The 13,323-nt window shown below is 70.8% G+C and carries 18 protein-coding genes and 1 pseudogene; 11 read left to right on the forward strand and 8 right to left on the reverse strand.

The window, feature by feature from the left end; all coding sequences use genetic code 11:
• Window positions 1-23: 23 nt before the first annotated feature.
• The gene (locus DDP54_RS02210) at window positions 24-1,013 is read right to left on the reverse strand and encodes a squalene cyclase (RefSeq protein ID WP_109130368.1); all 990 of its coding nucleotides are present in this window, start codon (window positions 1,011-1,013) and stop codon (window positions 24-26) included.
• Between the two features lie 194 nt (window positions 1,014-1,207).
• On the opposite strand from DDP54_RS02210, the gene DDP54_RS02215 reads away from it, so the two are divergent.
• From DDP54_RS02215 to DDP54_RS02225, 3 genes are all read left to right on the forward strand, one after another.
• Window positions 1,208-1,771 (forward strand): isochorismatase family protein, encoded by a 564-nt coding sequence (locus DDP54_RS02215; protein WP_109130369.1) that lies wholly within the window; start codon window positions 1,208-1,210, stop codon window positions 1,769-1,771.
• Between the two features lie 110 nt (window positions 1,772-1,881).
• Window positions 1,882-2,196: a DUF5808 domain-containing protein gene (locus tag DDP54_RS02220; protein ID WP_109130370.1), complete on the forward strand. Its 315-nt coding sequence runs from the start codon at window positions 1,882-1,884 to the stop codon at window positions 2,194-2,196.
• A 4-nt stretch (window positions 2,197-2,200) separates the two neighbouring features.
• A complete protein-coding gene (locus DDP54_RS02225) occupies window positions 2,201-3,076 on the forward strand; it encodes an alpha/beta hydrolase (protein ID WP_197711283.1) in 876 nt (291 codons plus the stop codon).
• 24 nt (window positions 3,077-3,100) lie between these two features.
• Here the strand turns inward: DDP54_RS02225 and DDP54_RS02230 are convergent, their stop codons facing one another.
• A complete protein-coding gene (locus DDP54_RS02230; protein ID WP_109130371.1) occupies window positions 3,101-3,550 on the reverse strand; it encodes a hypothetical protein in 450 nt (149 codons plus the stop codon).
• Window positions 3,551-3,650: 100 nt separating this feature from the next.
• Window positions 3,651-4,808 carry an NAD(P)/FAD-dependent oxidoreductase gene (locus DDP54_RS02235; RefSeq protein ID WP_109130372.1) on the reverse strand — a complete coding sequence of 386 codons (1,158 nt, stop codon included), beginning with the start codon at window positions 4,806-4,808 and terminating at the stop codon, window positions 3,651-3,653.
• 55 nt (window positions 4,809-4,863) lie between these two features.
• On the opposite strand from DDP54_RS02235, the gene DDP54_RS02240 reads away from it, so the two are divergent.
• The gene (locus DDP54_RS02240) at window positions 4,864-5,544 is read left to right on the forward strand and encodes a TetR/AcrR family transcriptional regulator (RefSeq protein WP_109130373.1); all 681 of its coding nucleotides are present in this window, start codon (window positions 4,864-4,866) and stop codon (window positions 5,542-5,544) included.
• Between the two features lie 3 nt (window positions 5,545-5,547).
• Here DDP54_RS02240 and DDP54_RS02245 read toward each other — a convergent pair whose 3' ends face one another.
• Window positions 5,548-6,132 carry a dihydrofolate reductase family protein gene (locus DDP54_RS02245; protein WP_109130374.1) on the reverse strand — a complete coding sequence of 195 codons (585 nt, stop codon included), beginning with the start codon at window positions 6,130-6,132 and terminating at the stop codon, window positions 5,548-5,550.
• Window positions 6,133-6,338: 206 nt separating this feature from the next.
• Between DDP54_RS02245 and DDP54_RS02250 the strand changes: the two genes are divergently transcribed.
• The 4 genes and pseudogenes from DDP54_RS02250 to DDP54_RS02265 all read left to right on the forward strand — a co-directional run bounded on the left by DDP54_RS02250 (window position 6,339) and on the right by DDP54_RS02265 (window position 8,545).
• Complete coding sequence (locus DDP54_RS02250; RefSeq protein WP_109130375.1) at window positions 6,339-6,809, forward strand: SRPBCC domain-containing protein; 471 nt, start codon at window positions 6,339-6,341, stop codon at window positions 6,807-6,809.
• Window positions 6,810-6,938: 129 nt separating this feature from the next.
• Window positions 6,939-7,466, forward strand: a complete 528-nt coding sequence (locus DDP54_RS02255) for a septum formation family protein (protein WP_109130376.1) — start codon at window positions 6,939-6,941, stop codon at window positions 7,464-7,466.
• Window positions 7,467-7,557: 91 nt separating this feature from the next.
• Window positions 7,558-7,818 (forward strand): annotated as a pseudogene (locus tag DDP54_RS02260) (DUF4280 domain-containing protein); the annotation flags it as partial.
• An 85-nt stretch (window positions 7,819-7,903) separates the two neighbouring features.
• Window positions 7,904-8,545, forward strand: a complete 642-nt coding sequence (locus tag DDP54_RS02265) for an alpha/beta hydrolase (RefSeq protein WP_109130377.1) — start codon at window positions 7,904-7,906, stop codon at window positions 8,543-8,545.
• Here the strand turns inward: DDP54_RS02265 and arr are convergent.
• The 3 genes from arr to DDP54_RS02280 form a co-directional block, all read right to left on the reverse strand.
• The gene (arr, locus tag DDP54_RS02270; protein WP_109130378.1) at window positions 8,542-9,003 is read right to left on the reverse strand and encodes an NAD(+)--rifampin ADP-ribosyltransferase; all 462 of its coding nucleotides are present in this window, start codon (window positions 9,001-9,003) and stop codon (window positions 8,542-8,544) included. The two genes, DDP54_RS02265 and arr, sit on opposite strands and share 4 nt — an antisense overlap.
• Window positions 9,004-9,120: 117 nt before the next feature.
• A complete protein-coding gene (locus DDP54_RS02275; protein ID WP_109130379.1) occupies window positions 9,121-9,585 on the reverse strand; it encodes a phage tail protein in 465 nt (154 codons plus the stop codon).
• A gap of 80 nt (window positions 9,586-9,665) precedes the next feature.
• Window positions 9,666-10,097 (reverse strand): SRPBCC domain-containing protein, encoded by a 432-nt coding sequence (locus DDP54_RS02280; protein WP_109130380.1) that lies wholly within the window; start codon window positions 10,095-10,097, stop codon window positions 9,666-9,668.
• A gap of 163 nt (window positions 10,098-10,260) precedes the next feature.
• Here DDP54_RS02280 and DDP54_RS02285 point away from each other — a divergent pair, with 163 nt between their 5' ends.
• Window positions 10,261-10,659 (forward strand): nuclear transport factor 2 family protein, encoded by a 399-nt coding sequence (locus DDP54_RS02285; RefSeq protein WP_109130381.1) that lies wholly within the window; start codon window positions 10,261-10,263, stop codon window positions 10,657-10,659.
• A 125-nt stretch (window positions 10,660-10,784) separates the two neighbouring features.
• Here DDP54_RS02285 and DDP54_RS02290 read toward each other — a convergent pair whose 3' ends face one another.
• Window positions 10,785-11,108: a DUF2277 domain-containing protein gene (locus tag DDP54_RS02290; RefSeq protein ID WP_109130382.1), complete on the reverse strand. Its 324-nt coding sequence runs from the start codon at window positions 11,106-11,108 to the stop codon at window positions 10,785-10,787.
• 210 nt (window positions 11,109-11,318) lie between these two features.
• On the opposite strand from DDP54_RS02290, the gene DDP54_RS02295 reads away from it, so the two are divergent.
• Window positions 11,319-11,828: a nucleoside deaminase gene (locus DDP54_RS02295; protein ID WP_109132284.1), complete on the forward strand. Its 510-nt coding sequence runs from the start codon at window positions 11,319-11,321 to the stop codon at window positions 11,826-11,828.
• 184 nt (window positions 11,829-12,012) lie between these two features.
• Complete coding sequence (locus tag DDP54_RS02300; RefSeq protein ID WP_109130383.1) at window positions 12,013-12,990, forward strand: N-acetylmuramoyl-L-alanine amidase; 978 nt, start codon at window positions 12,013-12,015, stop codon at window positions 12,988-12,990.
• Window positions 12,991-13,323: the final 333 nt, after the last annotated feature.

Raw genomic sequence — 13,323 nt, forward strand, 5'->3', positions numbered from 1 at the left:
CACGGATGGTCGCACAGGCGCGATCAGCGAGCGCGAGCGCCAGACCCGTCCCACCACCCGAGCACCCGCGTCCCGAACAGCGTCAGCCATCTCGACGGCTCCCCCACCGGTGCGTCGACCTCGAACCACACGCGCCCGGGGTGACGGCGGCCCTGGATCCAGGTGCCGTCCGTCTGCCTGGCAGCGCGGACAAGCTCGATCGCGTCGGCCATGCGCGGGTCAGGTGCCGTGCCCTGCAGCAGTGACGCCTCGCGGAAGTACTCGGCCGCGTTGAGCACGTCGTACGACCAGCGGAAGGGGTAGCCGAAGCGGTCGACCCACGGCGCCACCGGCTCGCCCGTGGAGAGCCGGCGGAACAGACCTCGCTGCAGGAGGTACTCCTCGCCCGAGCGCCGGGCGGCGCGGGTCGCGTCGGTGCCCCCGGTGGCGGCGTCGTACGCAAGCAGGCCCTTGAGGGAGTTGAGCGTCGAGTGGAAGGACGACCGCCTCGAGCCCTCGACCCACTCGCAGTTCCAGCCGCCGTCGGGCAGCCGGTGCTCGAGGAACCACTCGACGATGCCGGTGACGTCGACACCGAGCCACACGCCGTTGGCGACGGTCCAGGCGTTGATGCAGCAGTCGACCTCGCCGCCCCAGTACGGCAGGCCCTCATACTCCCAGCGGCTGTGCTCTGCCAGCAGCTCGGCCGTGCGGCGCTCCCGCAGGACGGCCGGGTCGAGGCCCCACTCCCGCAGCGAGTTCAGCGACCAGGTCGTCGCCGTCCAGGGCTGCCCCGCGTCCGCGGCCGCCTCAGGTCCGTGGAAGTCGAAGTCCGCGGGGAAGAACGCCCCACCGGCCCACTGGCCGTCCGGGTCCTGGAGCGCGAGGAGACGTGCGCCGAATCCGTCGGTCGCGACCCTCGCCCGTGTCGCCTCCCAGACCTCGGGGGGTTCGCCCACGAGGTCGCGCTCGACCTGCCACCGCAGCGCGGGGTCGGCCTCGAGAAGCCACGCCAGCACGGTGTCGGTCACCATGGGCCGACCCTACCGAGACGCGTCGATCGGGCACAGTGTCCGCTCGACCGTCGGCCGGCTCGCCCGGACCCTCGTGCCCGTGCGGTGCCGTCGGCGCTGACCTGCCGGGCGAGGCCGGCAGCTGCAGGACTGCCACCTGGGGCGTCGCGCGTCTACCGTGGCTGGGCACGGGAGCTGCTCGAGAGAGGGACATCATGACGACTCTGAAGGACCGGCCCCAGACCGCGCTCGTGGTCGTCGACGTGCAGAACGGCGTCGTCGCAGGCACCCACGAACGCGACGCCGTCGTGGCCAACATCAACACCTTGGTCGGCAGGGCGAGGCAGCAGCACGTGCCGGTCGTCTGGGTGCAGCACTCCGACGACCAGCTGGCTCGAGGGAGCGAGGACTGGCAGATCGTCCCCGAGCTGACGCCGGCCGAGGGTGAGCCGCTCGTCCACAAGAGCTACCCCGACTCGTTCGAGGAGACCGCTCTGGAGTCCGTGCTGTCGCGTCTCGGCGTCGGGCGGCTCGTGGTCGCGGGAGCCCAGACCGACGAGTGCATCCGGTCGACGCTCCACGGCGCGGTCGTCCGGGGGTACGACGCGCTCCTCGTCGGCGATGCGCACACCACGGAGGACCACAGCGAGTGGGGTGCTCCGCCGCCCGACAAGGTCATCGCGCACACCAACCTCTACTGGGCGTCTCACACCGCACCCGGGCGCACGGCAGGGACGGTCGAGACCAAGGACGTCGATTTCGGGTCCGCCGGCAGCTAGCCGCCCGCGCCGTCTGTCGTCGAGCGAGTCCATGCGGGTTCGTCAAGCCCCTGACGCGGGATGGCGACCGGGTAGATCATGGAGGCCACGTCACACGGCGGGAGGCCGAGATGGGATCGCATCACGAGCACGACGCACGGCAGCACCGGAGGCCGAACCTGGTCCGGCTGGCGACGATCGGCCTGGCCGGCGCCGCCGTCGTGAAGGAGCTCCGCACCCCGCAGGAGGACCGCGAGTGGCACGGCACCATCGCCGGTTTCGTGCCGTACGACTTCAGGGCTCCGACCGTCGCCCGGTTCAAGGAACGGCTCTGGGCACCGGACGACGAGCACCTGTTCACCCCCCAGCCGTTCGGGGTCGGCTGGACCGTCAACGTCGGCAGGGTCGTCGCCCTCGTGCGCAACGCGCCCGACCGACCGGCGTAGCGCCATGGCGCCGGAGATCACCACCCGAACCCTCGAGGTGCCGGACGCCACGCTCACCTACGACGTGCGCGGCCCGCTGCCGCCCGCCGACGGGATCCCGCCTCTCCTCCTCATCGGCCAGCCGATGGACGCGAGCGGCTTCGCGACGCTCGCCTCCTACTTCCCGGACCGGACCGTCGTGACGTACGACCCGCGGGGCTTCGGACGCAGCACCCGCAGCGACGGCACGGAGAACCGGCCGGACCAGCAGGCAGCGGATCTCCACCTGCTCATCGGCGTGCTCGGCGCGGGACCTGTCGACCTGTTCGGGAGCAGCGGCGGCGCCGTCACGTCTCTGGCCCTCGTGACGGCTCATCCCGACGACGTGCGCATCCTCGTCGCTCACGAGCCGCCCGTGCTCGGCGTCCTGCCCGACGCGGATCAGGCCTTGGCCGCTGACCACCGCGTCCAGGAGGCGTACCAGCAGCACGGCTGGGGCGCAGGGATGGCGGCGTTCTTCGCCCTGACGTCGTGGAAGGGCGAGTTCACCGACGAGTTCGGGAGCCAGTCCCCCGACCCCGCAGCCTTCGGCCTGCCGACGGATGATGACGGCACGCGCGACGACCCGCTCCTGTCGGGGACGTCGGCGCCCGTGACCGCCTACCGACCGGACTTCGCCGCGCTCGCGGCGGCGTCGACCCGGGTCGTGATCGCCGCCGGTATCGAGAGCCAGGATCTGCTCACGTGGCGCACGTCCGCCGCGATCGCCGCCGGGCTGGGCCAGGAGCTCACGGTGTTCCCCAGCAACCACGGAGGGTTCCTGGGGCCCGAGTTCGGTCGACCTGGCCAGCCGGAGGCTTTCGCCGCGAGGCTCCGGGCGGTCCTGGCCGACGCCGGGTGACGTGCGCGGCCGTCGCCTCCACGGTCAGGAGATCGCTGCCCGCACCAGCTCGACGACCCGCTTCTCCACTGCGGGGCTCCACCGCACGAGTGCGTACGCGACCGGCCACAGGTCGCCGTCGTCCAGGCTGGCCGCGTCCTGGAAGCCGAGGGTCGAGTACCGGTACTTGAACTTGCCCGAGTCCTGGAAGAAGAGCACGACCTTGCCGTCCGCATCGGCGTAGGCGGGCATCCCATACCAGGTCTTCGGCGACAGCTCGGGGGCTGTCGCCGTCACCGTCACGTGCACCCGCTCGGCGAGCGCACGGTCCACCGGCGCCATCTTCTCGATGCTGGCGAGCACGTCCTGGAGGCCGTCGGCCGCCTTGGCGCCCTTCTTGCCCTCGGCACGCAGCTCAGCGGCACGCTCCTTCATCGCGGCGCGCTCCGCGGCGCTGAAGCCGCCGGACTCGGTCGAGGTATCCGTCGTGGTCATCGTCGGGCTCCTTCGCGACTCTCGCCGGCCCCGTGGGTCGTGCCGGCCTGATGTCGAGAAGGCTAGGCCCGACCCCACCGTGACACTTCTTGGATCCTGATCAGATCGAGGGCCCGGCGGCGGCGCTCGATCGTGGTTCGGGGCGATCGGGTGCAGGAGGCTCGAGCTGTTCGGCTGGTCCTGTCGCAGCGGACGCGGCGCGGTCGAGGTGGCCCGCGACGTACTTCGCGTCGCGACCGACGCCGTGGATCATCGAGGAGGCGAGGGAGTACTGGAACAGCTGGCCGAGGAAGTACAGGCCCGGCTGCGACGGGCACACGCCGCGCTCGTGGACGGGCAGGCCGTCCGTCCCGATGACGGGAAGGTCGATCCAGGAGGTGTCCGGTCGGTACCCGGTGCACCAGACGACACTGCCGACCGCGAGCGCCTCGCCGCCCTCGACGACGGGCAGCCCGTCGCGCACCCCGACGACCCGTGGGACCCGGTGCACGCCCGCGGCCGCGAGGTCGGTGGTCTTGACCCGGATCAGCGGCCCGCTGTGGGCGAGGACGCCCGCCCGCGCTCGCCGGCCGATCGGCGTGCTCGTCGTGAGCACGTGGGCGAACGCGGCGAAGACCAGCAGGCTGGGGATGCGAGAGGACGGGCGCTCGATCCTGAACGGCACCTGCCCCGGGTGGCGGCCCGCGAGGTGGACCTGGTGGGTGCGGGACAGCTCCAGGGCGATGTCGGCGCCGGAGTTGCCCGCGCCGACCACGAGGACGTCTCCGTCGGGGATCTGCGCGGGGTTGCGGTAGTCGGCCGAGTGCAGCTGCGTGATGGTCGGCGCGAGCTCGGCCCGGAGGGCCGGCATCTGGGGCAGCCGGTCGTAGCCGGTCGCCACGACGACGTGGTCTGCGAGCAGCCGACCGTCGTCGGTCTCGACGACGTAGCCCGTACCTTCTCGGGCGAGGCGCCGGACCACCGTCCTCGTGCGGACGGGCAGGCCGCGCTCGTCGGCATAGCGCTCGAGGTAGTCGGCGAACTCCTCGCGCGTCGGGAACGCCCATGGCGAACCGGGGTAGCGGCTGCCGGGCAGTGCGTCGTACCGCGCGGGGGTGAACAGGCGCAGGGAGTCCCACCGCCGACGCCAGGAGTCCCCGACGCGCTCGTGCGCCTCGAGGATGAAGAACGGGCGGCCCTGCTGGGCCAGGTAGAAGCCGGCGGCAAGGCCCGCCTGCCCGGCTCCGATGACGACGGTGTCGATCCGCTCGGTGACCATGACTTCTCCTCGGATATTTGTCCGAAGTCGGTTCGGATGAAAGTAGGATAGCCCCGTGACATCGACAGTCAAGAGGCGCAGCTACCGGTCCGACGTCCGTGCGGCCCAGGCAGCCGCCACTCGCGACGCGGTCCTGATCGCCGCGCGGGACCTCTTCACCTCCGAGGGCTACGACTGCCCGATCACCCGGATCGCCGAGCGTGCCGGCGTGGCGGTCGACACCGTCTACTCGAGCGTCGGACGCAAGCCCGCGCTCGTCCTGGCCGTGATCGACATGGTGCTGGGTGACACCGACCAGCCGCTTCCCGCCGAGCAGCGTGGGTACGTGCAGCGCATCCGAGCGGCGTCGGGGGCACGGGAGAAGATCGAGATCTACACCGCCGCCCTGGCCCACCTGCTCCCGGTGGTCGCCCCGCTCCAGGAGGCGCTGCGCGACGCGGGTCGCAAGGACCCGGACTGCGCCGAGACCCTGAAGCGCCTCGACGATCGACGGGCGGGCAACATGCTGCTGTTCGCCCAGGACCTGCGAGCGACCGGCGAGCTTCGCGAGGACCTCGACGACCAGCAGGTCGCCGACCTCGTCTGGTCGACGAACAGCGCCGAGCACTTCGCGCTCCTGTCCCGCCGCGGCTGGAGCCCGCAACGGATCGGTGCCCACCTCGCCGACCTGTGGACGCGCACGCTGCTCGACCCCGAGGTGTGGATCTCGAGCGGCCGGCCTCCGACGGCCAGGTGACGGCTACCGCGCGACGGCGTACTGCGCGATGATCACGCCGGTCGTCGTCGTGAGCGAGCGCTCGAGCGTGAGGTCGACGCGAGCGCCGTCAGCGAACAGCCGGGTGCCCGAGCCGAGCACGATCGGGTAGATCTGCAAGGTGTACCGGTCGATGAGCCCGGCAGCGTGCAACGAGCGCACGAGCTCGCCCGAGCCCATGATCGTGAGCGCACCATCGACCTGCTCGCGCAGGGCCGCGACCGTCTGGGTGGCCTCCCCCGCGACCAGCGTCGAGCTCGGGTAGGCGAGCTCGGTGGCGGCCGAGCGGGAGACCACGTACTTTGGGGTCCGGGTCAGCACGTCGGTGAACGGGTTCGGCGCAGCGACGCTCGTCCAGAACCCGAGCACGTCGTCGTAGGTGCGGTGACCGAACAGCAAGGCACCCCGGCTCGACATGCCCTCCGCGGCGAACCGCATCGACACCTCGTCCTGGTAGCCCTGGCCCCACCCGCCCGCGGTGAAGCCGCCGCGGGTGTCCTCGTCGGGCCGGCCGGGGCCCTGCATGACACCGTCGAGCGTGACGCTCTGGAAGACACCAATCGTTGCCATCGACCGCTCTTCTCTCGTCTCGGTCCGCCGAGCCCGCGTCGCTTCGCGCTCCGACACGCGCAGATGCGACGGGGAGATCCCTCGGCACTCACCGTACGAGGACGACGCGGGCGCGTCATCCCGACTGCGGGCCCGCGGCTCCGCACTCTCGGCAGGCGGCATCGTCGCCCGCCTTGACGCCGACCGGGGGCATGGTGAGATGTCCCATGGACGACGTGCTGAGCGAGCTGAGCTTCACCGTGTCGGGCCGGATCGCGCGACCGGTCGCGGAGGTCTACGAGGCCGTGGCCGACCCCGAACAGCTGTCGCGCTACTTCACCACGGGCGGTGCCCAGGGGCGGCTGGAACCCGGGACCGCGGTGACGTGGGACTTCCAGGACTTCCCCGGCGCGTTCCCCGTGACCGTCGTGGAGGCCGAGGCGCCGCGGCGGATCGCCCTGCGGTGGGCCGGCCAGGCGACCGCAGACCCCGCGGGGCAGACCAGCGTCACGTTCGCGTTCGAGCCCGTCGACCCAGGCGCTCGCACGCTCGTCACCATCTCCGAGTCGTCATGGCAGGCCACGACGACCGGCGCGGAGAACGCGTTCCGCAACTGCGAGGGCTGGACCGGCATGCTCGCGGCCCTGAAGGTCTGGCTCGAGCACGGCATCACGCTGCGCGAGGGCTTCTACGTCTAGCTCCGGCTCCGCCCCCGCAGCGCCCGAAGATCCGCAACGACTACGGAGGGAACGGAGCAGCCGGGCGGCTAGCGTCGATCGCGGCAGGCAGGCACCGACCTGCCTGTCGCGCGTCGCCGGAGAGGGCACATGATCGGACGAGACAGCACGCGACGACCCGAGGCCAGGTCGTCCTCGACGCGTCGCGCTGTCGCCGTGGCCGCGATGACGGCCGTCGGCCTCGTCGCACTGACCGGCTGCTCGTTCTTCGGCAAGAGCGACGAGATCCAGGTCGTGTCGGCTCTGGCGGTCAAGCCCGGCGACTGCGTGGTCGCGCCGACGACGATCGCCGCCGAGGTCACGGAGCTGAACGTCGTCGCCTGCTCCCAGCCCCACCAGCAGGAGGTCTTCGCGCTGGTCGCCTACTCCGGCACGGCCGGCACGTCGACCCCGGCGCCGTACCCCGGCGACGCCGTGCTCAAGGCGTTCGCCGACGGGGCCTGCCTCGACGCGTTCGCCGCGTACGTCGGGACCGACTACCGCGACTCGTCGCTCTTCTTCACGTACCTGCTGCCGTCCGCACGCGGATGGCAGGCCGGCGAGGACAGGGACGTGGCCTGCTTCATCACCACGACGGGCGCCACGCGCACGTCGTCGGTCAAGGGCTCCGGGCTGTAGGACCGTGCGGACGGCGCAGGTCGCCGTCCCGACGAGAGGAACGACCATGGACAAGCCCGCCGCAACCGCGACAGCGATGCTGCAGTGCAGCATGGGGGTCGCCCCGTCGACCCTGGTCGTCCTCCCGATCGCCCGCGTGCTGATCGAGGGCAAGCCGGCCGCGGCCATCACCGACATGGCACCGTTCCTGAACATCCCGCCGTTCGGCATGTGCATGAGCCTCGGCAACCCGCAGGTGCTCGCCGCGACCGCCGCGGCTCTCGGCGTGCTCACCCCGATGCCGTGCATCCCCGCGACGACTCCCTGGGTGGGTGGCGCGACGACGACGCTGATCGGCGGGAAGCCCGCGCTGACGCTGGGTGCGACGTGCGCGTGCGGGTTCGGCGGCGTCATCTCGATGACCATGCCGGGAAGCGTCAAGACCCGACCTCCCTGGGATGGGCCGGACGACCGCGCCAGCAACGCTGCGCGGCGCCGACGACGTCCTCGGCGCGCTGCTCGACTTCGCCGACGAGGTGAGAAGCGGGACGTCGTACCTCCTGGTCGGCCATTCGGCGGGCGCGTACTACGCGCAGGCGATGGCCGCGAGGCGCCCGACGCAGGTCGCCGGCCTGGCGCTCGTCTGCCCGTTGCTGCCCGCTCTGCGTGACGTGCCGGAACACCGCGTGGTCACCGGATCCGGTGAGATCGGTGACGAGGTCTTCCGGAGCTACTTCGTCGTCCAGACCCCGGAGATGCTCGAACGGTACGAACGTCTCGTCGCCCCAGCCGCCGCCCTCGTCGACCAGGCGGCGCTCGAGCGGATCAGCGAACGGTGGGCGCTCTCCCCCGACGACGCGCCGGCGTACCCGGGCCCGACACTGGTCGTGGCTGGACGGCTGGACTCGACCGTCGGGTATGCCGCAGCTGCCGACCTCGTCGACCGCCACCCGCACGCGTCGCTCGCCGTGGTCGACGACGCGGGGCACGCGCTGCCCCACGAGCAGCCGGCTCTGCTGCGCGCCCTCGTCGCCGAGTGGCTCGAGCGCGTCGAGCGCGCGACCTGGCCCCGCCCAGGCGGTCTGTCCGGTCCGGGCTAGTCCTCGATGACGTCGAGGCCCTGCTCCCGGAGCTGGGCCAGGTGGTCCAGCATCCCTTTCAGGACCTCGGGCGGGTGGCCCTGCCAGCTCTCCACCTCCGCGACGACGCGCAGCGGGTGGCGGGTCCGGTAGGACTGCGTGGGGTTGCCGGGGAACCGCTTGTCGGTCACGTTGGGGTCGTCCTCGAACGGGTCCATGGGCTCGACGACGTAGATGTGCCCGCGCTCCCCGCTCCCGGCCAGCGCGGTCGCCAGCTCCGCTCCCCAGGCGGCCGTCTCCACGAGCGCGCTGAAGTAGATGTTGTTGGACACCCGGCTCTGCTGGAAGTTGGAGCCATAGCCGGGAACGAGCTCGGCGCCGGCCTCGAGCACGGACTTCGTGCCGTGGTAGAACGGGCCCTCGATGTGGGCGCAGCTGTCGTAGGTGACCGGCGCGCGGGTGCTCGAGTGCTCAGCCATGGGGTGCCGTCTCCTCGTTCGTGATGGGGGTCCTCGCAGCATCTCCCACAGGACGAGCTGGCCGGACCCTCCGCGTCGACAGCGCCCGAGCGGCGCGACTCGTGCGCTCAGCGGCGCTTAGTGCTCGGCCTTGATCACGAAGAAGGAGCCGCGGATCGTGCCGGCCAGCTTCGACTTCTGCCTCGCGAACTTGAAGCGCGACGCGAGCTCCTCGGGAACGTCCATGCCCTCGGACAGCTTGAACCCGACCGCACGCTTCTTCCCGTCCTCGAGGCCGTACATCACGTTGATGGACAGGCCCGACTCGTAGAACACGTACGCCATCCGGATCCCGTCGACCACGAAGGACGTCGCCTCGAGAGGGCGGGCCGAGATCACGATGTCGCGCTCGTCCTTGAGGATCCCGTGCACCCAGTCGACCGTCTCCCTCGCCTCGCTCGCCGGGTCGACGGTGAAGACGTGGTCGTACTTGTTCTTGAAGTAGCGCGCCTCGTTGGCTCTCAGCCCGGCGAGAGCCTCCGCCACCGGCGAGGACTGCAACCCGACGGTGGACACATCGACAAAATCAACGATCTGCGACACGTGAAACCTCTCGGCGCGAGAATGACAGGGCGACACTACCCACCGGTCTCCCGGACCGGGTCGCACCGCGCTGAGCCGAGCTAGACGGCGGACGCCTCAGCGACCTTCTTCAGCCCGTCGAGCATCATCCGCCAGTTCCCGGCGCTGTGCTCGGCCGACTCGGTGGTCGAGTTGTTGTCCTGCTCGAGAACCACCTTGGTGCCGCCGTCGACGGGTTCGAGCACGTACTCCAGGCGGTGGTAGTTCTCCGGCACGTCCGGCTGGCCGGACATCGGGCTGAAGTGCGTCACGACCAGGCGGCGCGGGGGCTCGACGTCCACCACCTCGCCCTTGTCCTCGAACGCGTGCCCCTCCCACTCGCCGCTCCACGTGATCGGATGACCGGGCTCCCAGTCGGTGACGGTGCGCGCGCCGAACATGATCTCCGGTCGCGGTTCCGGGCTGGTCAAGACGTCCCAGACACGCTCCCGCGATGCGCCGACCAGCACCTCTGCATGTGCAACGTGATCCATGGTCGCTCCCTCGCCGGTTCAGTCGGACCCGCCATCGTGACCCCGGGCGGCCGCGGGCGCACTCCGGGTGGGCGCGGAGGGCGCGCGGCGAGCGCTCGCGTGCACTGCGACATCTCCGCCCTCGGGCCTCTGCAAACACCCGGGCCGGGAGCATTCTGGGTGCGTGACCGACCGCAACACCTTCCTGGCGTGGGTCAAGTCCACGTTGTACGACGCCGAGGTCGCCCTGCACAACGGCGATGCGGGCCCGCGTCGCGCAATCTGGTCCAGCACGGAGCCTGTGACCATCCTGGGAGCGTGGCGCAACGCCTATGGGCGGCAAGAAGTGGCGGAGGCGTTCACTTTCCTCGAGGCAAGCCTCTCCGACTGCACGTCATATGAGTTCGAACTGCAGGCGTGCGACGTTGTGGGTGACATGGCATATACCGCGGGTCTGGAGCACGTGTCGACCTCCATCGACGGTGCGCCACGCAGCTACACCTTGCGAGCCACCCAGGTGTACCGCCGCGAGGGCGGCGAGTGGAAGGTCGCCCATCGGCACGCTGACACCGTGACCGACTGAGGTCCGACGTCACGTCCCCTGCTCGACGACGGCATCCGACTCTCCGCGGATCAGGACCTCGTTGATCAAGATCTACCGAACGCCGATCCAGGCGCAGGCAGCGGGCCGGTGCCCTGGAGCGCGGGTCAGTGGCTGTGCGGCAAGCCATGCTGGTGCATGCGCTCGTGCTCCTCGCGCGCGGCCTGGCGGGCTGCGACGCGTGCGGCGACGTCCTCGCGGCGCAGGGGGGGCACCGTCGACGGCGGGTTCCGGCGCTCGGGCAGGTCGGCGAGCGCCTGGGCGGTCGCGGCCGCGACCGCGGCGACCGCGGCGTCGAACGCCTCGCGGGTCACGTCGGTGATCTTGGTGATGCCCGTGACCTTGCGGACGTACTGCACCGCGGCGGCCTCGATCTCGTCAGCTGTGGCGGGCGGCTCGAGCCCGCGCAAGGTGGTGATGTTGCGGCACATGCCTCGACGCTACGCGGGCCGGGCGGCCATCGGACCTGCCAGCAGCCGCGGTGACCTAACCCGTCGACGCCTGCGCTGATCGGCAGACATGCGCCGCCAGTTGCGGATCCGGATGCCCGCCGTTCCCCGGGACGCGCCGCGGAAGGCCGCTTCCCCGGAGGCGACCGCGAGCGGTCCTGCGCGCGAGAATAGGAGGAGGCGGTGATCTCGATGACGTCATCCACGGCACAGGTCGACCCAACGGCCGCGCCGCCCCAGGAAGACCAGTGGCTGGTGCGGGCCGTCAACCTCGCGCTCCGGAATGTGACGGCCGGGGGTGGTCCGTTCGGAGCCGTCGTCGTCCGCGGCGGCGTCGCCGTCGGCACCGGGCAGAACCGCGTGACCCGCGACCACGACCCGACCGCGCACGCCGAGGTGATGGCGATCCGCGACGCGTGCGGCCGGCTCGGGGTCTTCTCGCTCGCGGGGGCCTGCCTCTACAGCTCGTGCGAACCCTGCCCGTTGTGCCTGACGGCTGCGCTGTGGGCACGGCTCGACAGAGTGGTCTACGCGGCGAACCGCAACGACGCCGCGCGAGCGGGGTTCGACGACCGGGCCTTCTACGACCTGCTGCGTCGGGATCGTGCCGCCTGGCCGATGCCCGTCGTCGAGCGCAGGATCGCGTGCGCAGAGGCCCCGATCGAGGCGTGGCTCGCCTACTCGGCACGCGTCGAGTACTGAACGTCCGAGGCCGAATCCGGGGCCGATTCGCTGACCAGGTCGACGGGCACGCACGCGCTCGCCCCGGGCTGCGGCTGATCTCTTCACCGCTGCTCGGATCGGGACTACCGTGAATGGTTCGTTTCCAGGGGTCGTCGGGACCGCCGATCACCCGAGGTGTCCGTTGGCTTTGAGGGAGGCCGCCATGGCACTGTTCCCCGATGCGAGCCTGAGGCTCATCGACCACAAGTTCCTGAACGTGGCTCCGATCGCCGTCTACAACCGCGTCAACCTCCACACGCAAGGTGGACTGGGGTCGCTGTTCGGCTTCCGCAGTCATGTCAATCGGCCCAGCTCGCACTTCTGGGTTTCCCAGGCCGGCGTAGTGGAGCAGTACGTCGACACGGCGATCCGCGCTGAAGCCGACCTGGAGGGCAACGACGCCACCGTGTCGATCGAGACAGAGGGCGGCGAGGACCCGTCGACCGTCCAGATTCAGGAATGGACGGCTCCCCAGCTCCAGGCCATCACCGCGCTGGTCGCCTGGATCATGTCGACGCACGAGATCGAGTTGCGGCTGGCGTCGGACTCGAAGGCCGGTCCGAGCTCGCGCGGGCTGTCGTGGCACCGGCTGGGGATCGACGGCAACTTCCCTGAGCTCCCTGACCTGCTCGCGGGACGCAAGCAGCGTGGCGGCGGTATGCACTACTCGACGGAGACCGGGAAGGTCTGCCCTGGGGATGCGAAGATCCGGCAGATACCGGGCATCCTTGCCGCCGTCACGAGCGGGGGCGTCGTGGGCCCCGGGGTGGTCGTGCCGCAGGGCGGCCCGCTCGAGGTGGACGGGTTCTGGGGGTCGGCGACCACCACTCGCGCGCAGGTGGTCCTGGGTCTGCCGCCCGACGGCCAGGTGCGATTCCAGTTCAAGAACAACAAGCAGGACGCCATGACGACCGGGTGGGTGTTCGACTTCGTCCCGGGCCAGGGGTCACCGCTCATCACCCGGATGCAGGAGATCATGGCTGCGGCCGGGCAGTACCAGGGAACGGTCGACGGCGTGGCCGGCCCGGAGTTCTCGAAGGGCCTCCAGCGCAGGTTCGGAACCGCGGTCGACGGCACATTGCCGGCCAAGTCTCCGGCGGTGATGGCGCTCCAGAGAGCCCTGAGCGCCGGAGTCTTCTAGCGGGCGAGCCCCCTCGGCGAGCGCAGAGGCCTCTGTGCACCGGTAGAGGCCTCTGCGCACCGGTACGGCGGCAGTGCGCCGGCATTGGTCGCGCCACATGCAGCGAACGAGCGCGTCCCATCGGCTCGTCGCCGCTCCCGGGTGCGTGCGCGCCACAACGCAAGCTCCCCACAACGCAAGAAGGTAGCCCTCCGCGTGAACGGATGACTACCTTCCTGTGTCAACATGACGTGCGTTTCCGCGGGTCAAAGTCGTGGAGGTGGCGGGAATCGAACCAGCCCGAAGCTCATTGGACGCGTTGGACCGAGCTCGTGACCTGCGATGTCGTCGGGA

It is taken from the genome of Cellulomonas sp. WB94, from assembly GCF_003115775.1.
Lineage (GTDB): Bacteria > Actinomycetota > Actinomycetes > Actinomycetales > Cellulomonadaceae > Cellulomonas_A.